Annotated in this window: 20 protein-coding genes; 8 read left to right on the top strand and 12 right to left on the bottom strand. The window is 73.1% G+C overall.

Annotated elements, in window-relative coordinates; all coding sequences use genetic code 11:
- The first annotated feature begins 19 nt into the window (after nucleotides 1-19).
- Nucleotides 20-679: a FadR/GntR family transcriptional regulator gene (locus HD593_RS13145; protein WP_185102444.1), complete on the top strand. Its 660-nt coding sequence runs from the start codon at nucleotides 20-22 to the stop codon at nucleotides 677-679.
- Nucleotides 680-730: 51 nt separating this feature from the next.
- On the opposite strand, the gene HD593_RS13140 is transcribed toward HD593_RS13145, so the two are convergent.
- Entirely contained in the window at nucleotides 731-5,596 is a 4,866-nt protein-coding gene (locus HD593_RS13140; protein WP_185102443.1) for an SCO7613 C-terminal domain-containing membrane protein, read from the bottom strand.
- A 255-nt stretch (nucleotides 5,597-5,851) separates the two neighbouring features.
- The gene (locus HD593_RS13135) at nucleotides 5,852-6,610 is read right to left on the bottom strand and encodes a hypothetical protein (RefSeq protein ID WP_185102442.1); all 759 of its coding nucleotides are present in this window, start codon (nucleotides 6,608-6,610) and stop codon (nucleotides 5,852-5,854) included.
- Nucleotides 6,611-6,761: 151 nt separating this feature from the next.
- Between HD593_RS13135 and HD593_RS13130 the strand changes: the two genes are divergently transcribed.
- Nucleotides 6,762-7,007 (top strand): hypothetical protein, encoded by a 246-nt coding sequence (locus HD593_RS13130; RefSeq protein ID WP_185102441.1) that lies wholly within the window; start codon nucleotides 6,762-6,764, stop codon nucleotides 7,005-7,007.
- Between the two features lie 187 nt (nucleotides 7,008-7,194).
- Here HD593_RS13130 and HD593_RS13125 read toward each other — a convergent pair whose 3' ends face one another.
- The 6 genes from HD593_RS13125 to HD593_RS13100 all read right to left on the bottom strand — a co-directional run bounded on the left by HD593_RS13125 (nucleotide 7,195) and on the right by HD593_RS13100 (nucleotide 15,697).
- A complete protein-coding gene (locus tag HD593_RS13125; RefSeq protein WP_185102440.1) occupies nucleotides 7,195-7,752 on the bottom strand; it encodes a YybH family protein in 558 nt (185 codons plus the stop codon).
- Nucleotides 7,753-8,205: 453 nt separating this feature from the next.
- Nucleotides 8,206-8,553, bottom strand: coding sequence for a nitrite reductase small subunit NirD (gene nirD, locus HD593_RS13120; protein ID WP_185102439.1), 348 nt, complete (start codon nucleotides 8,551-8,553; stop codon nucleotides 8,206-8,208).
- Nucleotides 8,550-10,979: a nitrite reductase large subunit NirB gene (gene nirB / locus HD593_RS13115; RefSeq protein WP_185102438.1), complete on the bottom strand. Its 2,430-nt coding sequence runs from the start codon at nucleotides 10,977-10,979 to the stop codon at nucleotides 8,550-8,552. The genes nirD and nirB overlap by 4 nt, the downstream gene beginning before the upstream one ends.
- Complete coding sequence (locus tag HD593_RS13110; protein ID WP_185102437.1) at nucleotides 10,976-12,370, bottom strand: FAD-dependent oxidoreductase; 1,395 nt, start codon at nucleotides 12,368-12,370, stop codon at nucleotides 10,976-10,978. The genes nirB and HD593_RS13110 overlap by 4 nt, the downstream gene beginning before the upstream one ends.
- Nucleotides 12,367-14,397 (bottom strand): molybdopterin oxidoreductase family protein, encoded by a 2,031-nt coding sequence (locus HD593_RS13105; protein ID WP_185102436.1) that lies wholly within the window; start codon nucleotides 14,395-14,397, stop codon nucleotides 12,367-12,369. The genes HD593_RS13110 and HD593_RS13105 overlap by 4 nt, the downstream gene beginning before the upstream one ends.
- Nucleotides 14,384-15,697 carry an MFS transporter gene (locus HD593_RS13100; protein WP_185102435.1) on the bottom strand — a complete coding sequence of 438 codons (1,314 nt, stop codon included), beginning with the start codon at nucleotides 15,695-15,697 and terminating at the stop codon, nucleotides 14,384-14,386. The genes HD593_RS13105 and HD593_RS13100 overlap by 14 nt, the downstream gene beginning before the upstream one ends.
- Before the next feature lie 202 nt (nucleotides 15,698-15,899).
- Here HD593_RS13100 and HD593_RS13095 point away from each other — a divergent pair, with 202 nt between their 5' ends.
- Entirely contained in the window at nucleotides 15,900-16,187 is a 288-nt protein-coding gene (locus HD593_RS13095) for a hypothetical protein (protein WP_185102434.1), read from the top strand.
- A gap of 59 nt (nucleotides 16,188-16,246) precedes the next feature.
- Here HD593_RS13095 and HD593_RS13090 read toward each other — a convergent pair whose 3' ends face one another.
- Nucleotides 16,247-16,723 carry a GNAT family N-acetyltransferase gene (locus HD593_RS13090; RefSeq protein WP_185102433.1) on the bottom strand — a complete coding sequence of 159 codons (477 nt, stop codon included), beginning with the start codon at nucleotides 16,721-16,723 and terminating at the stop codon, nucleotides 16,247-16,249.
- Between the two features lie 98 nt (nucleotides 16,724-16,821).
- On the opposite strand from HD593_RS13090, the gene HD593_RS13085 reads away from it, so the two are divergent.
- The 4 genes from HD593_RS13085 (at nucleotide 16,822) to HD593_RS13070 (ending at nucleotide 22,586) form a co-directional block, all read left to right on the top strand.
- The gene (locus tag HD593_RS13085) at nucleotides 16,822-18,699 is read left to right on the top strand and encodes a hypothetical protein (RefSeq protein WP_185102432.1); all 1,878 of its coding nucleotides are present in this window, start codon (nucleotides 16,822-16,824) and stop codon (nucleotides 18,697-18,699) included.
- Nucleotides 18,700-18,777: 78 nt separating this feature from the next.
- A complete protein-coding gene (locus HD593_RS13080) occupies nucleotides 18,778-20,160 on the top strand; it encodes an aminotransferase-like domain-containing protein (RefSeq protein ID WP_185102431.1) in 1,383 nt (460 codons plus the stop codon).
- A gap of 78 nt (nucleotides 20,161-20,238) precedes the next feature.
- Entirely contained in the window at nucleotides 20,239-21,531 is a 1,293-nt protein-coding gene (locus HD593_RS13075) for a vanadium-dependent haloperoxidase (RefSeq protein ID WP_185102430.1), read from the top strand.
- A gap of 77 nt (nucleotides 21,532-21,608) precedes the next feature.
- On the top strand, nucleotides 21,609-22,586 hold the full coding sequence (locus HD593_RS13070) for an aldo/keto reductase (protein WP_185102429.1): 978 nt from the start codon (nucleotides 21,609-21,611) through the stop codon (nucleotides 22,584-22,586).
- Nucleotides 22,587-22,790: 204 nt separating this feature from the next.
- On the opposite strand, the gene HD593_RS13065 is transcribed toward HD593_RS13070, so the two are convergent.
- The 3 genes from HD593_RS13065 to HD593_RS13055 all read right to left on the bottom strand — a co-directional run bounded on the left by HD593_RS13065 (nucleotide 22,791) and on the right by HD593_RS13055 (nucleotide 24,408).
- Complete coding sequence (locus HD593_RS13065; RefSeq protein ID WP_185102428.1) at nucleotides 22,791-23,096, bottom strand: hypothetical protein; 306 nt, start codon at nucleotides 23,094-23,096, stop codon at nucleotides 22,791-22,793.
- An 80-nt stretch (nucleotides 23,097-23,176) separates the two neighbouring features.
- Nucleotides 23,177-23,734 carry a hypothetical protein gene (locus tag HD593_RS13060; RefSeq protein ID WP_185102427.1) on the bottom strand — a complete coding sequence of 186 codons (558 nt, stop codon included), beginning with the start codon at nucleotides 23,732-23,734 and terminating at the stop codon, nucleotides 23,177-23,179.
- Nucleotides 23,731-24,408 (bottom strand): hypothetical protein, encoded by a 678-nt coding sequence (locus tag HD593_RS13055; RefSeq protein WP_185102426.1) that lies wholly within the window; start codon nucleotides 24,406-24,408, stop codon nucleotides 23,731-23,733. The genes HD593_RS13060 and HD593_RS13055 overlap by 4 nt, the downstream gene beginning before the upstream one ends.
- Here HD593_RS13055 and HD593_RS13050 point away from each other — a divergent pair.
- Nucleotides 24,374-25,699: a hypothetical protein gene (locus HD593_RS13050; protein WP_185102425.1), complete on the top strand. Its 1,326-nt coding sequence runs from the start codon at nucleotides 24,374-24,376 to the stop codon at nucleotides 25,697-25,699. The genes HD593_RS13055 and HD593_RS13050 overlap by 35 nt on opposite strands.
- The last annotated feature ends 49 nt before the right edge of the window (nucleotides 25,700-25,748 follow it).

The following is a 25,748-nucleotide window of genomic DNA, read 5'->3' as shown; positions in this document are numbered from 1 at the left end:
GCCGAACAGGAGTGGGCGCATGCGTAACGTCGCCAGGACCTCGCTCGTGGACGCCGCCATCGCCGAGCTCCGCAGGGAGATCGCCGCGGGGGTGTGGCCGGTCGGCACCAAGATCCCGTCCGAGAGCCGGCTCGCGGAGAGCCTGGGCATGAGCAGGCTGTCGGTACGGGAGGCGGTGCGGGTCCTGGCGCACGCGGGGCTGCTGCACACCCGGCAGGGCGACGGCACGTACGTGACCGCGACCGACGAGTCCCAGGTCGCGCTGCGGCGCCGGCTCGACACGGCGGCCGCCATGGACATCATCGACGTGCGCCGCGGCCTCGACCTGGTCGCGGCCAGGCTGGCGGCGGGCCGGCGCACCGAGGAGGACCTGGCCGCGATGCGCGAGACCCTGTCCCGCAGGGACGCGGCGGGGCGGGCCGGCGACCTCGACGGGTTCGCCGACGCGGACGTGGACTTCCACCTGCTGGTGGCGGACGCCGCGCACAACGCGCTGCTGGGCGACCTCTACCGCAGCATGAGCGACGCGCTGCGCGACAGCGTCAGGGACCAGGAGGAGGCGGCGCTGGTCCCCGACACCTCGCACGAGGACCTGCTGCGGGCGATCGAGGACGGGGACGCGGCCCGGGCCGTCGCCATCTCGGTCGCCATCCTCGACCAGCAGGAACGCGACCTCTGACCCGGCCCGCCCACGAGTCCGCCGCGCCCGCCTCCCGCTCCTGGAAGCCCGTCAGCGCATCCTGACGATCAGCCGGCGGATCCTGCGCAGGTCGCGCAGCCTGTGCTCGTACGTGGCTCCGGTGAACAGCAGGAACGCGCCCGCCACAGCGATCGGCAACCAGCGCGGGCCCTGGCCCATCAGCTCGGCCAGTGCGGGCGCGAACTCGTGCGCCGCCGTCACCACCAGCACCGTCCCGCCGAGGATCAGCGGGGCCTGGAGCCGTGCCCAGGCGCCGGCCAGGGTGGCGGCGAACGCGGCCAGGCCCAGCAGCAGCGGCCTGGCCAGGCCGGGGTCGTTCCAGGCGGCGTACACGCTGGGCAGGAACGTCAGGGCCAGCGCGGCGCCGTACCCGGTCCAGGAGGAGATCCCGGGGTCGCGCCGCCTGGCCAGCCACGCCGCCACCAGCGCGCCCGCCGTCAGGGGCACGGTGTACGCCTCGGGGGCGGTGACGCCGGACAGGGCGAGCCGCAGCCAGAGCGCCACCTGCAGCAGCCCCAGCCCGGGCCAGACGGCGAGCCGCCGGTCGCGGCGCAGTGCGACGCCGAGCGCGAGCAGGCCGGCGCAGGCCAGGGCCGCGTCCAGCAGCTCCTGATCACCGCCCGCCATCACCACCCCTGCCACCGCCAGCCCCCACCCGGCCACCTCGGCCCCGATCGCCGCCCACGCCCAGCGGTCCGCCAGTGGCCTCGCTGTTGTACGCGGCACAGACGCCGCCGCCGACCTCGCCGTCGTATCCAGCGCGGACGCCAGGGAACTCGCCGTCACGCCCGGCGCGGACGCCGGTGGCGTGAGTGTCGTGAGGCGGGTGGCGGTGAGGAGGGCCAGGGTGGCGACGGCGAGCACCGCGAACGCCGCCTGTTCCACGGTCAACCCCGCCGACAACGACCAGGCCGCCGCCAGCCCGCCCGCCGCGACGGTGGCCGTCGCCGCCGCGCCCGCCCGCGCGGCCTCGCCGCGCGCCACCGCCGCGGCCGCCATCCCCAGCACCGCGACCCCGGCAAGCATCACCGGCGTGTACGCCTCCACGTCCAGCGACCAGGCCACCACGTGCGCACCGGCCACCAGCGCCATCACCCCGGCCGCCCCCGCCCGTACCCCGGTGACCGCCTGAACGGTCAGCGCCACCAGCACCACCCCGTGGAAGACCAGCACCCACGGATACGCCAGTTCCGCCGCGGGAGGCACGAGCCCCAGGCACAACGGCACGGCGACGGTGGCCACGGACCGCGCCGCCACGCCCCCGCGCAGCCGCCGCGCCATGAGCACTGCGGTGGCCACCACGAACACCCCGACCCCGAGCGCGGTCACCACCTCCACCCGTTCGAACCCGAAGCCCGCCACCATCGGCCGGCCCACGTCCCACACCTCCGGATGCGGCAACCACCCGCCGAAGTACTCTCGCCACGGACGCCCGACCCGGGTGTACGGGAACCCCATCACCTCCATCCAGACCGGCACGTGCGGCAGGATCGCCACCCCCGAGGCCACGCCCGCCACCGCATAGGCCGCCGCCCTGACCCCGCCCGTCAGCCACCCACCCTCCGGCCGCCCACCCCGCAACCGCCCACCCTCCGGCCGCCAGCCGTCCAGCCGCCCGGCCGACGCGGCCAGCGCCAGCCCACCGACGGCCAGCACCAGCGACAACCGCGCCACATCCTGCGCCAGCACCATGGCCACCGGCCACAACACCAGCGCCGCCGCCCCCAGCGGCCCGGCCACGGCCGAAGGCAGGACCGGCATCGCGGCGGCCCGCGACAGCAGCACGACCACCAGCAGCAGGACCAGCGCTGCGTCCGCCTCGCCGAGCCCGCCGCTCAGCGCCGCCGCCACGCTCTCCGCCCCGACGGCCAGCCCGGTGACCGTGGCGGCCACGCTCGTCACCGGCGAGCCCCTGCCCCGGACGGCACACAGCAGCCCCGTCACCACGATCGCCGCCAGCACCGCGAGCGTCGCCGTACGGTCGGCCAGCGACCAGGACACCACCAGCGTCGCCGTCCACAGGCTCGCCCCGCCCGCCGCCGACCGGCTCACCGCCGACCAGAGCGCCAGCCCGGCCGTGAGCGCGACCAGGAAGGCGAGCGCCGCCCAGTACGGCACCCCGGCCACCACCGGCAACGTCGTCGCCGCCACGGGGAACGCGATCCCCGCCACCCCCATGGCGGCTCGCCTGCCCCAGCGCGCCCACGCCGCCAGCACGCCGGCGACCGCGGCCAGCACCAGCACGGGCATCAGCAACGGCTGCGCCTGCCAGGGCCCCGACGGGCTGAGCGCCTCCCGCGCCCCCTCCGCCGCACCGGCCCAGGCGTGGGTCAGCCAGCCGTACGGGCCGACGAGCGCCGGCATCACGGCCCCGCTCAGTGGCAGCGGCGCGAGCACGGCCAGCACGCACGCCTCGGCCGCCGCGACCGTACGCCAGGCCCCGCGAGGCCTGCGCCAGGCCGAGGCCGCGGCCAGCACCGCACCGATCGCCAGCAGCAGCGCCTCCATACCCTCCACCGCCGCCGCACCGAACAGAACCTGTGCCAGCGCCAGCAGCCCCACCCCCATGGCAGCCGCCTCGGCCGCCGTCCTCCCGCCGGGCCGTACCAGCCTGCTCAACCGGTCGAGGAACCCGAGGGCGACGGTGGCGCTCGTCCGCCTGGCCCGTACGACCGCGGCGGCCAGCTTGCGTGACGGCCTGGTCACGACGAGCGTGCCGGCCCGCACGCCGAGCATCGCCGGCGCCGCCGCCATCCCGCTCCCGAACAACGCCCAGGCCAGCACCGCCGCCGCCAGCGTCGCCCCGGCACCGCCCACGGCCTGCACGACCCTCGGCCGGGCGGCCACGGCACAGCCCGCCAGCACGACGAGCAACCCGCCCGCCACGGCGACGCCCGCCTCACGATCGGCCACCGCCCAGCCCATGGCCAGCCCGGCCAGGTACACGCCGAGCCACAGCGGCGCCGCGTACCCGTCCGTCGACGCGGCGGCCGTCCACAGGAGAGCGCCGGCCAGCGCCACGAGCACGCCGAGAACCACCTCGTACGGCAGCCCCGCCGCCACCGCTCCCGTGAGCACGGCCAGGGAGCCCGTGACCAGGCAGAGCGTACGGCGCAGGCCGGGGGTCCAGAGCTCGCCTCTGGGCGGCACCAGCGCCAGCCCCGCCGCCACGGCCGCCATCACCACGGGCGCGGCCCCGGTGCCGTCCCACCGGACGCCCGGGGCCAGCAGGTCGGACGCCCGGCCGGCGCGTTCTCCCCAGGCGGACGTCAGCCAGCCGAGCGGGCCGACCGCGACGGCGATCACCACGTGCGCGTTCCAGCAGGCGGCCACCGCCAGCACGAGCCCGCCGCCCGCCCGGACACCGTCCCGCAGCCGCACGGGCATCCGGAAGGCGGCGGCCAGGACCAGCAGCCCTCCGCCGGCGACGACGGCGGCCTGCCACGAGGCGCCGACGACCGAGGCGGGCACGGCACAGCAGGCGCCCACCGCGGCGAGTGCGGCGCAGGCGGCGATCACCAGGCGCGCGGTCCGGCCTTGCGTCGCGGCCGCCCACAGGATCGCCACCGCCGAGGCGATGCCGAACACGAGGGTCATCGCGGGCATGAGGTTCACGATCGCCAGGGTGGGTCCCAGATCCGAGACGGGCAGGGGGACGAGGCCGCCGCTCGCCGTCACCGTCACGTACGCCGCCAGCCCCGTCCCACCGGCCCACGCCACCGAGCCGGCCACGGCCGTGGTCACGTACTCGGCGGCGGCCCGCGCCCGCCGCGCCACCTGCCACAGCACCAGGTCGAACGCCGCGGTCACCACCAGCGCTCCAGCCAGCCACGCCAAGCCGGGCGCATCGGCCAGCCATCCCAGGCCGGGCGCGTCGGCCACCCGCCCCAGGCTGGGCACCAAACCGGACCCGTCCGGGCCGGGCACCAAGCCAGACCCGTCCGGGCCAGGCACCAAGCCGGACGCGTCCGGGCCGGGCGCCGTGACGGAACCGATGGCCAGTGCGGCCAGCGGTAGCGGAGCCTGGGCGAGGGCGATCGCGACCGGTGTGGGCAGGCGCAGCGGGGTCCGCCACGCGTACCCGGCCCACACCACGCTGAGCGCCGCGGCGCTCAGAGCGTGACCCCACAGAGGATCCAGCCCGGGGCCTTCGCCGGCCCCACCACCGTCGAACACCTGCATGACGGCGACGCCATCCAGGGGTATCAGCACCAGCCCCAGCAACGCCACCGTCTCGGCAGTCGCGACCAGCCGCCGGCGCACCAGCACCCAGGGGGCGGCCAGCACCGCCACCGTGAACACGGTCAGGATGAGCGCGCGCAGCGCCGGCACCTGCCAGCTCACCAGCGTGAACACCACCGCGGCGATCGACAGCAGGGTCCCGCCGAGCAGGAGCAGCAGGTTCTGCACCGCCCGATGCGACAGGTCCCGCCGAGGCTTCCGCCCACCTTCCGCGGCCGGCGCACTCCCGGCCGGCACCCCGAGCATCCCGCCGGACACCACCCCGTCAGGCGACGCGTCCCCGGCCTGCCCGGCCTCGCCCCGCCCAGCCCCGGCAGGCCCCGTCCCGGTCCGCACGGCCTCACCCGCCCCAGCCCCGGCAGCCCCGGCCCCGGTCAGCACGACCTCGGACGGCACGACGCCGGGCAGCGCAGTCTCCACCGCCTCTGCCACCGTCTGCGCGGGTGTGGCCGTCCCGGCCGCTCGCATGCCCGCGAGCGCCTCCTCCCTCCGCCGCAGCAACTCGGTACGCCGGCGCTCAAGCTCGCTGAGCGCGGCGGACGCTTCCAGGTAGACGGTGGCGGCGGGCCCGTGGAGCAGCAGCCGGCATTCGGGGCAGGCGTCCACCGAGCCGGCCAGAGCGGTGCCGCAGGCGGGACAGTTCGGCCAGTCCATGCGTGAACCTCGCGAAGATCGGCAATGCCCACGACCTTGCCGCACATTTCACTATCTGTCCTGGCAATCCAGGAAGCCGCGTCCCCGTCGTGACAAACCGGCAGTCGCCGCACAGGTCCTGGGCTCAGCCGAGCAGCGCGCCCCCGCGCCGCCCGCCCCTCCCCCGCCGACGTGGCGGAGCCGGGGTGAGCCCCCGACGCGTGCCGCTCGGGAAAGAGGGCGTCGGGAGCGCACCCCGGCGGTCTGCCCCCGCCCCTACCCAGAAATCACGATGGTGTCCTCCGGCGAGCGTTCCGGTTCCGCCTCCCTGCGGCGCCGCCGCCGCGCCACCGGCAGCCCCAGCGCCGCCCAGGCCACCACCGCGCCACCGGCGGCGGCCAGGAGCAGCATGTACGCGGGCACCCCGCCCGACCCGCCCACCTGGGCTGATGGCGAGGCCGAGCCCCCGGACCCGGCAGCAGCGGTCGCCGCGGTCCCTTCACCGAACCCGGGTACGGCGGTCGCCGCGGTCCCGCTGCCGGGCGCGGGTGCTGCGGTCCCGTCGCCGGGCGCGAACCCGGGCGGTCGCACGTCGCCCCAGTAGTCGTGCCCGCCCTGCGCGATCGCGTCCGCCAGCCCGGGCTCCACCGGCTTGATCCGCAGTGCTCCCGGCACGGTGAGCGTCCCCACCTCGTACGGCTGGAACGGCCCCTGGACGCCCTCCACCTTCCACACGCCGTCCGGCACCACCACGGACGCCAGGTAGTGCGCGGCCTCCGGCAGCGCCGTCCCCTTGAAGTCGAGGCGCGTGCCGTCCTCCCCGGTGAGCCGCAGCCCGACGGGGTCCATCTTCCCCTCGAACGGATGGGTGCCGTGCTGCAGCACCCAGAACCCCAGCGCGTACGACGTGCCGCTCTCGAACCGGGCCGGCGCGGGATCCAGGAACGTCATCGCCCACCCACCGGCCGCCGCGGCCGGAGCCCCTCCGGCGACCAGCGCCGCCACCGCGATCACCGTGGCCAGGATCTTCCTCATGGGACCACCTCCGGTGTAGATACACCGGCGGCCGGACGAAGGTTCTCCGGAATCCGTCCGCTCCCGGCAAGGGTCTGCGACATTTCCCGAAACGGCGCGCACAATGGGAGGCAAGGGCGAGAATTCGGCGAGGAGCGAGGAGGCTTGCGCCGTGTCCGCCGCCGGACGTGAATATCTGACCGCGATGCTCGACGTGCTCGTTTACGAGAACGTATTGATCGCGTGGCGGCGGATGCCGCTGGGCGGGTACATGATCGTCTCGCACGAGGGCGAGGAGATCAGGCTGACCGCGCAACAGGCGGAGATGTGGGCCCGGGGCGCCTTCGCGGTGTACCTCGCCCTGGTGGATCAGCGCCGCATCCGCCCCCGGATCCCCGGCGACACCACCCCAAATTAGCCCACATATCACACAAAATGCCTATTTCTGGATATGCGGCGTCTTAACCGCGCAATATACGGCTAGTTACGGCCGAGGTTTCCGGCCTCGGAGCCGCTTGAAGCGTCCTATGGCGGAGGTGGCGGCCGATCCCCCGACCCGCCGCCAGCCCCGCCCCCTACACGGGCCGCTCAGGACCCTCGCGCGTTCAGGACGCCTTGTTGTTCATGAACTGCGAGATCTTCCACTCCTCGCCGTCCTTCGTGAGCACGAACAGCTCACGGTAGTTGTCATTGCCCTGCTTGCTGGTCGAGCGGACGATCGCGTCCGTGTCCCCCGCCGTGCGCGACTCGTCGATCGTGTGCGTGGCCTGCTTCATGCCGTTGCCCTGGAGCTGCTTCTGGAACAGCGTACGGATCGCCTGCGAGCCCTCCGCCGTGGGCTGCCCGTTCACGGCGGCCACCGCGTCGTCGGAGAAGGCGTTGGCGACCTGGTCGGCGTTGCCGGACTTGAGTGCGCTGAAGAAGCCCTGGACGGCCGACTGCGGCTGGCCGCCGCCCGCGGTGTCCGTCGGGGAGGCCGTGTCCGTGGCGTCGGGGGAGGCCTCGGTCTCCTCCGGCGAGATGGAGTCCATGTCGGTGGGCGTGCCAGGGCTGGCCGCGCCCTTCATCGCCTGGGTGTTGTTCCCCGCGGAGCAGCCCGCGACGAGGAGGGCGGGCACGATCGCCGCCAGCAGGAGCGCCCTGCGCTGAGAAATCTTGCTCATGGCCGCTTTGATGCCCCCGCGGGTCGGCGGCGAATGCGCGGTTTAGGCACTCCGCACGACCCCTTTACCTGGTCCGGGTATTACTCACGGTAACGGTTCACAGGAATGGGCGAGACCGGTCAGAGCCGTGATCGTTGCCCCGCCGATACCAGCGCGTACGGCGGCGCCGATAGCGTCCATCCAGTGCCGCGAACCCGTGCGAACCCCGAACCACTCCCCCAGCGCGAGGACGCCGAACGCTGCGAAAGCGTCGACTCCGATCGGCGCTGCGTGTTACCGGCGGCCCACCGCGGAGCGCACGTCTACCCCCCGGCCGAAGTGAGCGCCGTGGAGACCAGAGCCTAGCCTGCGACCCGCCCCGGCGCAGCCACTCCCCACGAACGACAGCACCAATGCCGGAAAAGCCCAGACCGTCGTGCGAGCCGACGGCCTGGGCTTGACCCGGAGTCCCCGCTAGACGCCGACCTCCACCCGCTGTTCGAGGCTGACCTCCACGCGCCCGCCGTCGCCCACCCGCACGCTGTAGACGGGCACCGACACCGCCTCGTCGTCCAGGCAGCGCCCGGTCACCAGCGAGAACACCTGCTTGTGCAGCGGCGAGGCCACGGTCGGCTCGCCCTTCCTGGTGCCGACGATGCCGCGCGAGAGCACGTACGCCCCGCTGAACGGGTCGAGGTTGCCCAGCGCGTACAGCTCGCCGTCGTAGGCGCGGAAGATGGCCACCTGCGTGCCCTCGACCAGGGCGCAGACGCCGCGTTCCGGCAGCAGCGCCTCGTAGGCGCAGATCGTCGTCCAGTTCACTGGGCCATCACCGGCTTGATCTGGCCGCGCTCGCTGGCGAACACGATCGACGGGTCGGGCACGCCGGGGGCGTTGACGAAGCTCACGAACCGGCCCAGCTTCTCCGGGTCGTCCAGCGTGGCGGCCCACTCGTCGGCGTACGTGGCGACGTGGCGCTCCATCTGCGTGTCCAGGTCGGCGCAGATGCCCAGGGAATCTTCCATGATCACCTCACGGAGGTAGTCGAGCCCGCCGTCCAGGGACTCGATCCAGGTGGACGTGCGTTGCAGCCTGTCCGCGGTGCGGATGTAGAACATCAGGAACCGGTCGATGGTCCTGATCAGCTCGTCGGTGGTCAGGTCGTTGGCCAGCAGGTCGGCGTGGCGGGGCTTGAAGCCGCCGTTGCCGCCGACGTACAGGTTCCAGCCCTGCTCGGTGGCGATGATGCCGAAGTCCTTCGAGCGGGCCTCGGCGCACTCGCGGGCGCAGCCGGAGACGGCGGACTTGAGCTTGTGCGGCGAGCGCAGGCCCCGGTAGCGCAGCTCCAGCGCGATGGCCATGCCCACCGAGTCCTGCACGCCGTAGCGGCACCAGGTCGAGCCCACGCACGACTTGACCGTGCGCAGCGCCTTGCCGTACGCGTGACCCGACTCGAACCCGGCGTCCACCAGCCGCCGCCAGATCTCCGGGAGCTGATCGACCCGGGCCCCGAACAGGTCGATGCGCTGGCCGCCGGTGATCTTGGTGTAGAGGCCGAAGTCGCGGGCCACCTCGCCGATGACGATCAGCTTGTCGGGCGTGATCTCGCCGCCGGGGATGCGCGGCACGACCGAGTACGTGCCGTTCTTCTGGATGTTGGCGAGGAAGGCGTCGTTCGTGTCCTGCAGCGTGGCGCGCTCGCCCTCCAGGACGTGCCCGTTGTGCAGCGAGGCCAGGATCGAGGCCACGGCCGGCTTGCAGATGTCGCAGCCCCTGCCCTGCCCGTGCTGGGTGATGAGCTCGGAGAACGTCGTGATGCCGCGCACCCGTACGATGTCGAACAGCTCGGCCCGCGAGTACGTGAAGTGCTCGCACAGCGCCTTGCTCACCTCGACGCCCGACTTCTCCAGCAGCTGCTTGAGCATCGGCACGCAGCTCCCGCAGGTCGTGCCGGCCCGCGTGCACGCCTTCAGCCCCGGCACGTCGGTCACGCCCTTGTCGGCGATGGCCGTGCGGATGTCGCCCGCGCACACGTTGTTGCACGAGCACACCTGCGCCTCGTCCGGCAGGTCGAGCTGCGCCCCCGCCCCGCTGAACAGCAGGTCGGACGGCGAGGCGGGCAGCGACTTGCCCACGAACGGCCGCAGCGACGTGTACGGCGAGGCGTCGCCCACGCAGATGCCCCCGAGCAGCGTCTGCGCGTCGTCGCTGATGAACAGCTTCTTGTAGACGCCGGCGACCGGGTCCATGTAGGTGACGTCCAGCGCCCCGTCCATGGCCCCGAACTGCGCCACCTCGACGCCCAGCAGCTTGAGCTTCGTGGACATGTCGGCGCCCTCGAACGCCGAGGCCCCGCCCATGATCCGGTCGGCCGCCACCTCGGCCATCGTGTTGCACGGCCCGACCAGCCCGTACACCATGCCGCCCGCCAGCGCGCACTCGCCGACCGCGTAGATGGAGGGGTCGGAGGTGAGCATCCCGGAGTCGACCACGATGCCGCCCCGCGGACCGACCTCCAGCCCGGCCGACCTGGCCAGCTCGTCACGGGGCCTGATGCCCGCCGAGAACACCACGACCTGCGCGTCCACCAGGGTCCCGTCCGGCTTGAGCAGCCCGGTCACCTGGCCGGCGGCGTCGGTGACGATCTCCTGCACGCCCGCTCCGGCGTGCACGCTCAGCCCGAGCCCCTCGATGTGCGACTTCAGCACCGAGCCGCCGCCCTCGTCCACCTGGCGCGGCATCAGCCAGGGGCTCATCTCGACGATGTGCGCCTTGAGCCCGAGCGCCCGCAGCGCGTCCGCGGCCTCCAGCCCGAGCAGGCCGCCGCCGACCACGACGCCCTCCACGGCGTCCTTGGCGGCCGTCCTGATCGCGTCGAGGTCCTCGATCGTGCGGTAGACGTAGGCGTGCTCGGCGCCGGGCACGGGCGGCACGAACGGCGCGGAGCCGGTGGCCAGCACGAGCACGTCGTACGGCTCGACGCCGCCGTCGGCCAGCGTGACCTGCCCGGCCTGCCTGTCGATGCCGGTGACGCGGGTGTTCAGCCTGGTCACGACCCCGGCGGGCACCTCGTAGGTGAGGTCCTCCGCGCTGGTGCCGGACAGGTACGAGGTCAGGTGCACCCGGTCGTACGCCGGCCGCGGCTCCTCCCCGATCACGGTCACGGTGCCGCCGAAACCCTTGCCCGCCAGGGTCTCGACGAGCCGGTGAGCGGTCGGACCATACCCAACGACGACGATCCTGTTCATACCGAAACCCCTTCCTGCTCACAAAGCCAGCCGACGATGCCCTCCACGGCGTCGCGGCAGGTGCCGCAGCCGGTCGTGGCCCTGGTGGCGCTCGCCACCGCGGCCACGTCCCTGGCCCCGGCCTCCCAGCACGCCCTGATCTGGCCCTTGGTCACGTTGTTGCACTGGCAGACCTTGGCCGCGTCGGGCATCAGCGTCGGGCTGTCGGCCACGGGGGCCGAGGCCAGCCCGGGGAAGAGCAGCCCGGCGCGGTCGCCTGGCACCGGCCCGCCGCGGTCGAAGAGCTGGGTGAGCGTGCCGACGGCGTCGCTCTCGCCGAGCAGGATCGCGCCGACCAGGCGGCCGTCCTGGATGACGAGCTTGCGGTAGGTGCCGCGGGCCCGGTGGCTGAAGCGCACCACCTCGGCGTGCTCCTCGCCGAGCTGGGTCTCGCCCATGGCGGCCAGCTCGACGCTCTTGGCCTTGAGCCGGGTGACCAGGCGGGAGCCGCGGTAGAGGGCCTTGCCGCCGGTGATGACGTCGGCGGCCACGGCGGCCTGCTCCCAGGCGGGGGCGACCAGGCCGTAGACGGTGCCGTCGTGTTCGGCGCACTCGCCGATGGCGAAGATGGACGGGTCGTCGGTGCGCAGCTCGTCGTCCACGACGACGCCGCGCCGTACCTCCAGGCCCGCCTCGGCGGCCAGGCCGGTCACGGGGCGGACGCCGCACGCCAGGACGACGAGGTCGGCCTCGACGAGCTCGCCGGCGTCGAGGCGGACGCCGTTCTCCTCGACGCCGGAGGCGGACACGCCGGTGCGGATCTCGACGCCGAGCCCGTTCAGGGTCTCGCCGAGCACCTCACCGGCCTCCACGTCGAGCTGGCGCTCCATGAGGTGGCCCGCCAGGTGCAGCAGGGTGACCGGGAGGCCGCGCCCGGCCAGGCCGCGGGCGGCCTCGATGCCGAGCAGGCCGCCGCCGATGACCACGGCCTTGCGGGCGCTGGTGGCCGCCTCGATGATGCGCTCGCAGTCGTCGAGGGTGCGGAACGGGACGGCCCGCTCGACGCCCGGGATCGGCGGCACGATGGCGTCGCTGCCGGTGGCCAGCACCAGCAGGTCGTACGGCTCGCGCCGGCCGCTCTCGGTGACGACGTGCCTGGTGTCCCTGTCGAGGTGCGCGACGGCGTCGCCGAAGGCGGCCTCCACGTGGTGCGAGGCGTACCAGGCGGGGTCGAGCAGCCGTACCTGCTCGGGGCGGGAGCTGCCGGCCAGCACGTTCGACAGCAGCACCCGGTTGTAGGGGTGGCGCGTCTCCGCGCCGAAAACGGTGATCTTCATGTGCGGGTCGCGGGTACGCACCTCGCTGACGAGCCGCGACCCGGCCATCCCGTTGCCCACGACGACGAGCCTCATGAGTCCCTCTCCACCCTGACAGCGCAGACCTTGAACTCCGGCATCCTCGACGTCGGGTCGAGTGCCGGGTTGGTGAGCCGGTTGGCGCCCTCCCAGTGGAAGGGCATGAACACGGTGTCGCGCCTGATGGCGTCGCTGATCCTGGCGGCGGCCTTGGCCTCGCCTCTCCTGCTGCTGACGCGCACGACGTCCCCGGCGCTGATGTCGAGCTGCTCGGCCAGGTCCGGGTGCAGCTCGACGTACGGCTCGGGGGCGGCCTGGACGAGCGGCGCGATCCTGCGGGTCTGGGCGCCGCTCTGGTAGTGGGCGAGCACCCGGCCGGTGCTCAGGTAGAGGGGGTAGTCCTCGTCGGGCTCCTCGGCGGCCGGCCGGTGCTGGACGGGCACGAACCTGGCCCGGCCGTCGGGGTGGGCGAACCGGTCGAGGAACGGGCGCGGGGTGCCCGGGTGCTCGGGGGAAGGGCAGGGCCAGAAGACGCCGGTCTCGCCGGCGATGCGCTCGTAGGTGATGCCGGAGTAGTCGGCGGGGCCGCCGGCGCTGGCGCGGCGCAGCTCGTCGAAGACCCTGGCCGGCTTGGTCTCGAAGGTGTGGCCGAGGCGCCGGGCCAGGGCGGCCAGGACGTCGAGGTCGCTCCTGACGCCCTCGGGCGGCGTGGCGGCCCTGCGGCGGAGCAGGACGCGGCCTTCGAGGTTCGTCATGGTGCCGCTCTCCTCGGCCCACTGGGTGACGGGGAAGACCACGTCGGCCAGGGCGGCGGTCTCCGACATGACGAAGTCGCAGACCACGAGCAGGTCGAGGGCGCCGATGCGCTCGGCGACGTGCTCGGCGGCGGGGGCGGAGATGACCGGGTTGGAACCGAACAGCATGAGCGCCTTGGGCCCTTCCGGAGTGCCGAGGGCGTCCAGCAGCTCGTACGCCGACCGCCCGGGCCCCGGGATGTCCTCGGCCGGGATGCCCCAGACGCGCGCCACGTGCTCGCGGGCGGCCGGGTCGTCGATCTTGCGGTAACCGGGGAGCTGGTCGGCCTTCTGACCGTGCTCCCTGCCGCCCTGGCCGTTGCCCTGCCCGGTCACGCAGCCGTACCCGGAGCCGTGCCTGCCGGGCAGGCCGAGCGCGAGGGCGAGGTTGATGAACGCGGTGACCGTGTCGGTGCCCTTGGCGTGCTGCTCGGCGCCGCGCCCGGTCAGGATGTACGCCTTGTCCACGGCCGCCAGGGCCCTGACGGCCTGCCGCATGTGGTGGACGGGCACCCCGGTGACCCGCTCGACCCGCTCGGGCCACCAGGCCGACAGCGAGGTCCGGACCTCGTCGAACCCGGTGGTGCGGGCGGCGACGTACTCCTCGTCGGCCAGGCCGTCGGCGATGGCCAGGTGCAGCAGGCCGAGCGCGAGGGCCAGGTCGGTGCCGGGGGTGGGCTGCAGGTGCAGCCAGGCCAGCTTGGCGGTCTGGGTGCGGCGCGGGTCGATGACGATCAGGCGCGACCCGTCCAGGTGGCGGACGAACGGCGGCATGGTCTCGGCCACGTTGCCGCCGGCGATCATGACGACGTCGGCGTCGTCCAGGTCGGTGATGGGGAAGGGCATGCCCCGGTCCAGGCCGAACGCCCTGATGGAGGCGGCGGCGGCCGAGGACATGCAGAAGCGGCCGTTGTAGTCGATCTGGCTGGTGCCGAGGGCGACCCGGGCGAACTTGCCGAGCGTGTACGCCTTCTCGTTGGTCAGCCCACCCCCGCCGAACACGGCCACGGCGTCGGGGCCGTGCTCGGCGCGGATGGCGGACAACCGGTACGCCACGTAGTCGAGCGCGACGTCCCAGTCCACGGGCTCGCCGTGCAGGAGGGGGGCGGTCAGGCGCTCGCCGTTGGTGAGGAGCTCGCCCGCCGTCCATCCCTTCTGGCACAGCGCTCCCGAGGCGTTGGCCGGGATGTCGGTCCTGGGGCTGATGGCCAGCCCGGGACCGATCTCCATGCCGCACTGCAGCGCGCAGTACGGGCAGTGCGTCTTCGTCGCCACGTCAGATCCGGGCATAAGCGAGGCTCGCAACCACCTTGACGCCGACCGTCCTGGTGTAGCACCACCAGGTCAGGGCGAGACAGGACACGTAGAAGACCCCGAAGGCCAGGAAGGCGGGGGCGGGGGTGCCGGCCGCGGCGAACGCCATGCCGAACGCCCGGTTGATGAGGAACCCGCCGAGGGCGCCGACCGCCGAGATGATGCCGATGGCGGCGGAGGCCTGGCGCTTGCCGTACAGCAGGGTCTCCTCGGTCTCGTCGCCGCGCTCGGCGACGGCCTTGGCCTGGAAGATGGCCGGGATCATGCGGTACGTGGAGCCGTTGCCGATGCCGGAGGTGAGGAAGAGGAGCTGGAAGGACAGGAAGAACAGCCAGAAGTTGCCGGAGGTGCTGGCCAGCCAGACGAGCAGGACACCGCCGCCCATGGCGGCGAAGTTCCACAGGGTGACGGGGGCGCCGCCGAGCTTGTCGGCCAGCCAGCCGCCGATGGGCCTGATCAGGGAGCCGATGAGCGGCCCCGCGAAGGCGACGGCGGCGTACGGGGCGTCGGGGAAGAGGCTCTGGCTCAGCAGGGGGAAGGCGGTGGAGTAGCCGATGAACGAGCCGAACGTCCCGATGTAGAGGAAGGACATGATCCAGGTCTGGGCCTTGCCGGCGACCGCGAGCTGCTGCCGGGGGTTGGCCTTGGCGCTGGTCAGGTTGTCCATGAAGAAGAAGGCGCAGGCGGCGGCCACGACGATGAACGGGATCCAGAACCAGCCGGCGGCGGCCAGCCCGAGCGAGCCGATCACGAGCGGCATGACGAGCTGGACGGAGCTGACGCCGATGTTGCCGCCCGCGGCGTTCAGGCCGAGCGCGACGCCCTGCTTGCTGCGCGGGTAGAAGTAGGTGATGTTGGCCATGCTGGAGGCGAAGTTGCCGCCGCCGAAGCCGGCCAGCGCCGCGATGACCAGGAAGAGCCAGTAGGGCGTGCCCGGGTTGTTCACGGCCACGCCGAGCATGACGGCGGGGATGAGCAGCAGGATCGCGCTGACCACCGTGAAGTTGCGGCCGCCGAACTTGGCGGGCCCGAACGTGTAGGGCACCCGCAGCACGGAGCCGATCAGGTTCGGCAGGGCGACCAGCCAGAAGAGCTCGTCGGTGGTGAACTCGTACGACCCCATCTTGGTCGCCACGATGCTCCACAGCGTCCACACCGTGAAGCCCAGGTGCTCGGCCACGATCGAGAAGATCAGGTTGCGCCGTGCGACCCGCTTGCCTGAACTCTCCCAGAATGCTGGGTCATCGGGATGCCACTCGGCGATCCAGCGCGCCATTGACCTCTCCTACGCTCGGCGTCCGGGGATCTCCAAGGTAGGAAGGGCTCGTTACGCACTCTGACCCTGCGTGGCTGTGCGCCGGTTACGTGTGATTCACCTCGGTAACAAGCCGCGCACAAGCGTCACCGCGGAAACATGCCCGTAATGATCGGTTACCTGCTCTGTGCTGGGGTAACTGCACCTGAGCAAGGGGGGAAACATGATCAAAAAGCTGCATGACATGGGTGTCAGGTCGGGCCACATGTACACCGCGGGGCTGGTGTCGATCGGTCTGGCCTTCGGAAGCTGGCTGCTGTCCAAGAACACCGAGACCGCGGGGCTCGACCGGGCCGACCGGTGGGGCATCTTCATCGGTGAGTGGGCTCCCACGTTCTTCGCCATGGGGGTGGCGCTGCGCATGGAGGAGACCCACCGCGACCTCGAAGAGCCGTCCGCGGGGATGTTCGAGCAGGAAACCACCCGGGCTCGGTCCCACGCCGGCGTTTAACCGGATATGTCACGCAGGTCACGTCACCGTACGTGACCTGCGTGACGTGTGCCCGCCTCTCAGTCGCGCCGTTCGGCCAGGCGGGCGAGCGGCTCGTCGGTCAGCCGGTAGCGGTACCAGTCGTCCTGGTTGACCGCGCCGAGCTTCTCGTAGAAGTCGATGCTGGGCCTGTTCCAGTCGAGCACCGCCCATTCCAGGCGCTGGTAACCGCGCTCGGCGCAGATCTCCGCCAGCTTGCGCATCAGGCCCACGCCGTGGCCGCCGCCGCGGTGCTGGGGGCGCACGTACAGGTCCTCCATGTAGATGCCGTGCGTGCCGCGCCAGGTGGAGTAGGTGAGGAACCAGAGCGTGAAGCCCACCACCTCGCCGTCCTGCTCGGCCATGTGCGCGAAGGCGGCGGGGTTGTCGCGGAAGAGGGTGTCGTGGAGCTGCTCCTCGGTCACGCGCACCTCGTGGGCGGCCTTCTCGTACGTGGCGAGCTCGCGGATCATGCTGACGATCTCGGGCACGTCAGCGGGTGTGGCAGGACGAATCATGGCATTGAGGCTACGCGTCCGCGAACCTCACCCAGAACGGTATTCGGACCGGCGGGTGCGCGCTCAGACCGGTCGTGAGCGTTGCACCAGGGGCGGAGGTGCGCCCGCCGTCATGCCCCGACATCCAGGTGGCCATCCTCCGCGGCGAGCGCGCGTTGTTCGAGCACGGTGACCTGCAGCGCGCCCGGCGCTGGTTCGACACGGCCTACCGCGAGGCGCAGGCGTGCGGCGACCTGGCGGGCCTGGCGCGGGCGGCGCTGGGCCTGGGCGGGATCTGGGTGCACGAGCACCGCACGGCGGTCGAGTCGGAGCAGGTACGCGTCCGCCAGCGGCACGCGCTGTCACAAGTGGACCCCGGCTCCCCTATCGCGCTGCGGCTGCGGCTGCGCATCCAGGGCGAGGAGGACTACCGCGGCGGCACGCACGAAGGCATCCTGCGGCTGCTGGCCCGGACCAGGAGCTCGGGCGACGCGCTGGCGCTGGCGGAGGCGCTGAGCCTGGCGCACCACTGCGTGCTGGGCCCCGAGCACGGGGCACTGCGCCTGGAGCTGGCGGGCGAGCTGATCGGCCAGGCGGCGGCGACCGGCCGCGCGTGCGACCTGATCATGGGCCTGATGTGGCGCACGGCGGACCTCTACCTGGCCGGCGACCCCCACGCGGAGCGTTCCCTACAGGAGCTGCGCGCCGTCCTGGCGGACCACCCGCACCTGGCCGTCGAGTACGTGGCCGGCGCGATCGAGGTCATGCTCACCATCCGCGCGGGCCGGCTGGAGGAGGCGGAGAAGCTGGCCGACGGCTGCTTCGAGCGCGGCGTGGCCGCCGGCGACATCGACGCGACCGGCTGGTACGGCGGCCAGCTCGGCGCCATCCGCTGGTACCAGGGCCGCGCCGCCGAGCTGCTGCCCGCCCTGGCGGACCTGGTCAACTCCCCCACGCTCAGCCCCATCGACAACTCCTACGTGGCGGGCCTGGCCCTGGCCGCGGCCGTCGCGGGGGACCGGCGGCGGGCGGCCGGCCACCTGGCCCGGTTACGCGGCCGCGACCTGGCGGAGCTGCCCAGCTCCAGCTCCTGGATGGTGGCGATGTACTGCGTGGTGGAGGCCGCGCACCTGCTGCAGGACGCCGACACCGCCGCCGCCGCGTACGCGTTGCTGAGCCCGTACGCGCACCTGCCGGTGATCGCCAGCCTGGGCGTGGCCTGCTTCGGCTCGGTGCGGCACTCGCTGGGCATGGCCGCGCTCACCACCGGCGACCTCGACCTGGCCATCGCGCACCTGCGCGCGGCCGTGCACGACAACCTGGCGCTGGGCCACTGGCCGGCCGCCACGCTGTCACGCTGCCGCCTCGGCCAGGCGCTGGCGCTGCGCGACGGCCACGCGGACGCGGCGGCCCGGGCGGAGCTGGCCACGGCCGCCCACGAGGCCGCGCAGCTCGGCATGGTGCTGCCCGCGGTGGTCGGGCGGCCGCCGGAGTCGGACGGCGCCTGCCGGTTCCGCCGCGACGGGCGGCACTGGCGCGTGGAGCTGAACGGCCGGGTGGCGCTGGTCGCCCACAGCGTCGGCATGGCGTACCTGGCCACGCTGGCCGCCGACCCCGGGCAGGAGATCCCGGCCGCGGACCTGGCGGCGGGCACGCCCGGGCACGGGCCACTGCTCGACGACGTGGCCAGGGACTCCTTCCGGCGTCGGCTGACCCGGTTGCAGGCCGAGATCGACGAGCACGAGTCGGCGCAGGACCTGGAACGCGCGGCGGCACTGCGGATGGAGCGCGAGTGGCTGATCGCCGAGCTGGCCGCCGCGGCCGGCCTGGGCGGGCGGGCCCGGGTGCCGGCGGGCGGCGAGGAGCGGGCGAGGATCGCGGTCGGCAAGGCGATCAGGCGGGCGCTGGCCCGGATCTCGGCCGTGGACCCGGCGATCGGCGAGGAGCTGCGCGCCACGGTGCAGACGGGGGTGCGCTGCTCGTACCGGCCCGGGTGAGGCTGGCACGGCGTGGAACGGGATGTCACGCCTTTCAGGTCGGGGGGCCTTTCCCGTACGTCGACTGGGGGACATTCCATGCGCCATCCGCAAAGGCTCAGCGTACCGATCCACCTTGAGCGGAACCTGCCCGAGCCGCTGCAGGACCAGCTGACCGCGCAGCTCAGGAGGGCCATCGTGCGGGGGCAACTGGCTCCCCGCAGCCGGATGCCGTCCACCCGAACGCTGGCCCGGGTGCTGGGGATCTCCCGGGGCGTGGCGCTGGCCGCCTTCGAGAGGCTGCTCGCCGAGGGGTACATCGCCGGGCGGCACGGCTCCGGCACGTACGTGTGCGCGCCCGCGAACGCGCGGCCCAGCTCCGCCGGCTCCGGGGAGACCCGCATCGACCTGCGGCTGGACCGGCCGAGCGCACACGGCTTCCCGCTGGCCGAGTGGCGGGCGGCCTGGCGCCGGGCCGGGCTGCACCGGCCGCCGCTGGGCGGGCCGCCGCCCGCCGGCCTGCCGGCGCTGCGGGCCGCCATCGCCGCCCACCTGCGGGACACGCGCGGCCTGGAGCTCGACGGCCACGAGGTGATCGTCACTGCCGGGTACGCGGATGCGCTGCGGCTCCTCCTGCGCGCGCAGGGCGGCCACGACCCGGTGATCGCGCTGGAGGATCCCGCCCCGCCGAGGCTCAGGGCCGCGCTCGGCCGGCTCGGCACCGTGCTGCCCCTGCCGGCGGACGGCTGGGGCGCGCGCACGGACCGCATCCCGGCCGCCTGCGACGTCGTGGCGGTGCTGCCGGAGCGGGGCCTGCCGCTCGGCACGCGAATGCCGCTGGAGCGGCGCCAGGCGCTGGCCCGGTGGGCGGCCGACAGCGGCGGCCTGGTGCTGGAGCCGGCCTTCGACGGCCTCTTCCGCGACGGGCCCGGCCCGCTGCCCAGCGTGCTCGCCCTCGGCGACGCCTGGTCCACGGCCATGGTGGGCTCGCTCGCCGAGGTGCTGACGCCGTCGCTGCGGCTGGCGTTCGCGGTGGTGCCGCGCCGGCTGGCCGGGGAGATCGAGCAGGTCATGCCGGCCGGGCCGTCGATCACCTGCCAGCTCGCGGTGACCGAGCTGCTCGGGTCCGGCTGCGTGGCCGGCCGGGTGGCGGGGCTGTCCGCCCAGTACGAGGCCAAGCGGGCGCTCGTCCGCCAGACCTTGGAGGCGTACCCGCACATGCGGCTGCTCGGCGCGCGCACCGGCGCGGCGGCCACGCTGCTGCTGCCGGTGTCGGTGCCGGCCGGGTCGGTCGCCGCGGCGCTGCGGGCCCGGCGGGTCGAGGTGACCGAGCTGGCCGCCTACCACCATCCGGACGCGCAACCGGGCAACGGGATCGTGCTCGGCTTCGGCCACCTGGACGGCCTCTCGCTGCGCCGGGCGCTGCACGCGCTCACCCGCACCCTGGACGAGCACCGCCTGGCCCGCCGCACGGCCGCCTGACCCGGCGGGGTAGTGGCGGCAGCGGCGCGTGAGGCGCATCTTGCAGTGACCGGCTCTCCACCGGAAGAGGGGGATCACATGAACGCACTCCTCGCGCTGCTGCTCCTCGCCCCGCTCGCCCCGCCCGCCACCGCAGTTCCCGACGTGGACCCGGCCCGGGCGTGGAACGAGCAGGCCCTGCGGGTCGTACGCGCCGAGCGGGCCTCCGACGCGGACGCCGCCAGGACGTACGCGATGCTCAACGCCGGCATGTACGACGCCGTGAACGGCATCGCCACCGCCCGCGGCGACAGCCGGGCCAGGACACCCGCGCTGCGCGATCCCAGGGGCGCGCCCGCGCGCGGCGACCAGCAGGCCGCGGCCGTGGCGGCGGCCCACGCGGTGCTCACCCGCCTGTACCCCGGCCAGGAAGCCTCGCTCACCGAGCGGCTCGACGCGGACCTCGGCCGATTAGGGGCGGGGCCGCGCGTCGCCGCAGGACGAGCCTGGGGCGAGAGCGTGGGCAGGGACGTGCACGCGGCCAGGCAGGACGACGGCTCCTCGCCGGTCGAGACGCAGCCCGCGGGCTCGGGCCCGGGCGTGTTCGGGCAGGCGTGGTCCGGCGTGCAGTATCGCGGCATGCGGCCGTTCGGCATCGCCGACGCGGCCCCGTACGTCGGCGACGGCCCGCCGGCGCCGGCGAGCCTCGACTACGCGGCGGCGTTCGCCGAGGTCAGGCTGGTGGGAGACGCCGCCATCGCCGACGCGGGCAAGTCGGCCGTCTACCAGTACTGGTCGCTGCCCGCCGGCACGGCGCAGCCTCCGGGCGAGTGGGTCAAGATCGCGCTCGCCGTGGACCGGCCGCTGCCGCTGGCGGACGAGGCCCGGCTGTTCGCCCTGCTCGGCATGGCCCTGGCCGACACCTCGATCCCGACGGTCCGGACGAAGTTCGCCTTCCGCCACTGGCGGCCCCAGGCGGCGATCCAGCAGGCGGACACCGACGGCAACCCGTACACGGAGCCGGTGGCGGGCTGGCGGGCGCGGGCCGGCAGCGCGGGCAGCTCGCCCGAGTACATCTCGGGTCACAGCTCCTTCAGCGGCGCGGGCGCGGCCGTCCTGGCGGGCTTCTTCTGCGCCGACCGGATCCCGTTCACGCTGGTCACCGACAGCGCGCCGGTCGATCCCGCCACCGGGCAGCCGTGGCGGCGGAGCTTCCCCGGCTTCTCGGCCGCCGCGGCGGACGCTGGCCGCTCGCGCGTGGACGGCGGCCTGCACCTCTCCTTCAGCAACCTCGACGGGCTCGCGATGGGCGCCGGCGTCGCCGCGGAGATCCTCGCCGGACGCCTGCTGCTCAAGGCCGGGCCCACGCACACCGGCGAGTGTCCCCGCTGACGCGTGCCCGGTTGCCCGCCGGTCCCGATCATCCGGGACACTGGTGCTGGTCAGGCACTTACCAGTGAGGTGGACAGATGGAACAGCGGGTGTTGGGGCGTACCGGACGCCGGGTCGGGGTGGTCGGGCTCGGCGCCTGGCAGCTCGGCGCCGACTGGGGCGAGGTGTCCGAGGACGAGGCCGTCGCCACGCTGAGCGCGGCGGTGGAGTCGGGTGTGACCTTCATCGACACCGCCGACGTGTACGGCGACGGGCGCAGCGAGCAGATCGTCGGCCGCTTCGCCAAGGACCGCCCGGAGATCACCGTCGCGACCAAGATGGGCCGCCGTCTGGAGCAGGTCCCGGACAACTACGTGATGTCCAACTTCCGCGCCTGGAACGAGCGCTCGCGCCGCAACCTCGGCGTGGACACCATCGACCTGGTCCAGCTCCACTGCCCGCCGACGCCCGTCTACTCGACGGACGCCGTGTTCGACGCGCTGGACACGCTGGTGTCGGAGAAGAAGCTCGCCGCGTACGGGGTGAGCGTGGAGACCTGCGAGGAGGCCCTGACCGCCATCGCGCGCCCCGGCGTGGCGACGGTGCAGATCATCCTCAACGCGTTCCGGCTCAAGCCGCTGGAGGAGGTGCTGCCTGCGGCCCGCGCGGCCGGGGTGGGCATCATCGCCCGCGTCCCGCTGGCCAGCGGCCTGCTGTCGGGCAAGTACGACGAGCACACCACGTTCTCCGCCGACGACCATCGCACCTACAACCGGCGCGGGGAGGCGTTCGACGTCGGTGAGACGTTCTCGGGCGTGGACTTCGGCACCGGCCTGGAGGCGGTGCGCCGCCTGGCGCCGCTGGTGCCCGAGGGCGTCACCATGGCGCAGTTCGCGCTGCGCTGGATCCTGGACCAGGAGGGCTTGTCGGTGGTGATCCCGGGGGCCCGTAACCCGGCCCAGGCCCGGGCCAACGCCGCCGCCGACGCCGTGCCGCCGCTGGACGAGGCCACGCTGGCCGCCGTACGGGACGTCTACGACGAGCTCGTCCGCCCGCAGGTCCACCACCGCTGGTAGGGGAACCGCCAAGCGTCCCGCCCGGCCCAGCAGAGGCACCGTCAAGCGGCGGCAGGTCTGGTGGCCTCGCGGCCACCGCCACCCATCTCGCTGTCCGGGCGGGACAACCCGCCGGAGAATCCACTCCGGAGGTCTCGTGCTCGTGCGCGGCTGCGCACCTCCACCATGTGCCCCTGAACGGGTTCGGACAAGGGCCCCCGGCGTTCAGCAGGTGACGGTCTTGTCGTACGAGCCGAGCTTGAACGTCCATTCGCGCGACTGCCCGTTGGCGAGCGTCGCGCAGGGCCCGTCGGGGCCCCAGGAGATGACGACCTTGACCCGCATGGTCCTGCCGCACTCGTTGCGCAGCCAGACGATGAGGCCGTGCGGCTGCTCGTCGACCACGCGGGCGATGCAGCCCGGAGCGTTGCCCGCCCGCGCGGCGGCCGCGGCGGGCCCGCCCGTCCCGAGCACCAGCGCCGCCCCTGTCAGGGTGGCGAGCAGCGAGATGACGACGCGACGACTGACCATGGAGCGCCCCTTCCTTCGCACAGCCAGGACGCTACTACGGTGCGTGCTCGCTCGATAACCCTCGGCAACGCACTTGTCGCTCAGCGGACACCCGGCGGCCGGCCCGCCGGGCTCGGCTCCGGGGCCAGGCACGGCAGGTGCGCCCACCTGTAGAGGGCCACGATCATCGCCACGAGCGACCCGAACCAGCTGATGACCACGGTCCCGCCGAGGTCGCCGTAGCCGTAGTCGATCAGTAACGCGATCGTCCCCAGACCGGACACGGCCCAGCGCAGCACGTCGAGCAGGCCTGCCCTGAACTCCCGCGTGCTCGCCCGGAGCCGCGCGATCGCCACCTCGGCGACCAGCCAGACGGCGACCAGCCCGCCGCCGCCGTTCGCCAGCCCGATGACCTGCCGGGCCACGGATTCCCCGTCGGCCGCGACGGGGAACAGCCAGGCGGCGGCCGAGACCCAGGCCATGGCGACGGCGACGCGTGCGGCAAGCCCCGGCAGGTCGTCACCGGAGCGCCGCAACTGTCCCAGCCCCGTCGCGCAGCACATCCACCCGGCGGGGTCGAACAGCACGTCGAAGCCGTTCAGCCGGAAAACGCAGAAGGCCAGGAGCAGCCCGGTGGCGATCTTCGCGGCGGGGGTCATGCGGGGCTTCCGTCAGCGATCGCGTCGTCGCACACCTTCACGGCGAACGCCCGCTGCCAGGCGACCGGGACGCGCTCTCCCCTGGTGTTCGTCAGCGTCCACGAGTTCCAGACCACTTCGGACTCCCACTCCCCCAGCCAGGTCCGGTAGGTGAACCGGATCGGCTGGGGCTCGTGCGGGACCGCCGCGCAGTCGGTGATGACCATGCGTCTTCTCATGGTTCCCCCGGCGTCGTGGCCGACCGTCACGGTGGCGTCCTCTTTCCTCGTCACATCGGCCGGCAACAGACGCAGACCCGGTATGTCCATCGAAATGGCGGTGATGGTGAAGGTGGCGAGCCCTTTGTTTTCCAGTTCGATATCTAGGTTGCTGGAGAGCACCCCGTTCTCGTCCACGTCGGCGTTCACGAAGAAAACAAAGAGGCTCCAGTCAATACGCGGGTACAGCGCGCCCGTCTCCCACAGGAATGCCGCCACGGCGACCGACACCGCGCACACCCACACCGTGACCGGCAAACCGAATCGCCGGGCACGCCGGCCACCGATGCCGAACTGCCGCCATAAATCATCCGGAGTCACGGCGCGAAATCCTATATCGTGACACATCGTGACAGCACCCCCGGCGATTGCCTGGATCATCGTGGCGGTCATCGCGGCGGCGGCGATGCCGGTCACCCGGGAACGCCTCACCCGATTCGCCTCGGCGCTGGGCCTTTCCGTCACTGCCGCCAACGCCCGCCAGATCGTCGACCACGTCACGGACCTGCGCCGACGCCGCCTGATCTGCGTTATCTTGGCCGCGCCGCTGTCGTTGTGGACCGGCGATCCGTTCTATCTGGTGCTCGGCTGGTGCGTCTCCTATGTCTTCTCCGATAAACGCGCGCGACTTGCCGCAGAAGTGGAAATCCATCGCACCACTTGGTTGCTGGCTCTGGGCACCGCCACGTTCGCAGGCGGTTACCGGCTGATCAACCAGGGAGTCACCGCGGCGCTTCTCATCCATGCCGCCGCCGTGATTGCCGTGGCGATGGTCATGGCCCGACCCGCCCGGCCGTATGTCGCTCATCGAGAGCCCGCGATACTCCGGTCGTCGGCGCGGAACGCCTATTCTGCGGCCAGCGCGATCGCATTGTCGGGAGCACTGCTGGCCCCCGGCCCGGTGCCGGATCGCGAACTACCTGAATACACGATGCCCGTTCCGCCGGCCACTCGCACGGCAACGTTCGGCACGGTCGGCGAATTCAAGGGGCTCACCTGCCCGTGGGCGGACCAGCTGGACGATCCCTGCCGTTATTGGCTGGTCAACGGCGAGCCGTTTCCGCAGGCCGCGCCGTACGTCGTGGGAAGGGGTGGAGCGCCTGTCAGGGCGCCGTTCGTGCGCAGCCCGGACAAGCAGGTGGTCGTCTACCTGCACCGGCAGGAGCGCCGCCTGGTGTATCAGAAGGGCGATGACGTGCGCCCGCTCACCGGCGTGCTCGCCGACACCGAGGTCCCGGAGGTCACGTTCGCCGCCGGCCAGAGCCGGCAGGTCGCGCTCGCAGGCCACGACGTACGCGTCCTCGACCTCGAGGACGGGACCACGCGGGTCATCCCCGGCGCCCGGCAGGTGCACGATTTCAACGAGGGCGGCATCGTCGTCGAGACGGCCTCCCGCGTCGTCGTGCTCGACCGTCAGGGCAAGGAGCGGGGCGGCTTCCCCGTCAAGGAGCTCGGCGGTGCCGACTCGTACCACCTCCGGTGGGACGGACGCCGCCTGGTGACCTTCCGGCTCTACGAGGGACTCACCGAGACCTACGACACGAGGACCGGCAAGCGCCTGTCCAGCGTCGTGCCGGACTTTCCCGACGACGACTCGCCCGACACGGCCCTGGGGTGGACGAAACAGGGCGCCTTCCTGGTCAGGGGCACGGCCGACGACGTCTACCGCGTGGATCTGACGACCGGCAAGCTGAAGCTCCGCCCATGAGACGATCCCCTGCGCTTGATCACCGTCGCGGCCGTTCGGCATGATGTCG

This window comes from Nonomuraea rubra (assembly GCF_014207985.1).
In the GTDB taxonomy this organism is placed as follows: domain Bacteria; phylum Actinomycetota; class Actinomycetes; order Streptosporangiales; family Streptosporangiaceae; genus Nonomuraea; species Nonomuraea rubra.
This window is presented reverse-complemented; position numbering and strand designations above follow the sequence as displayed.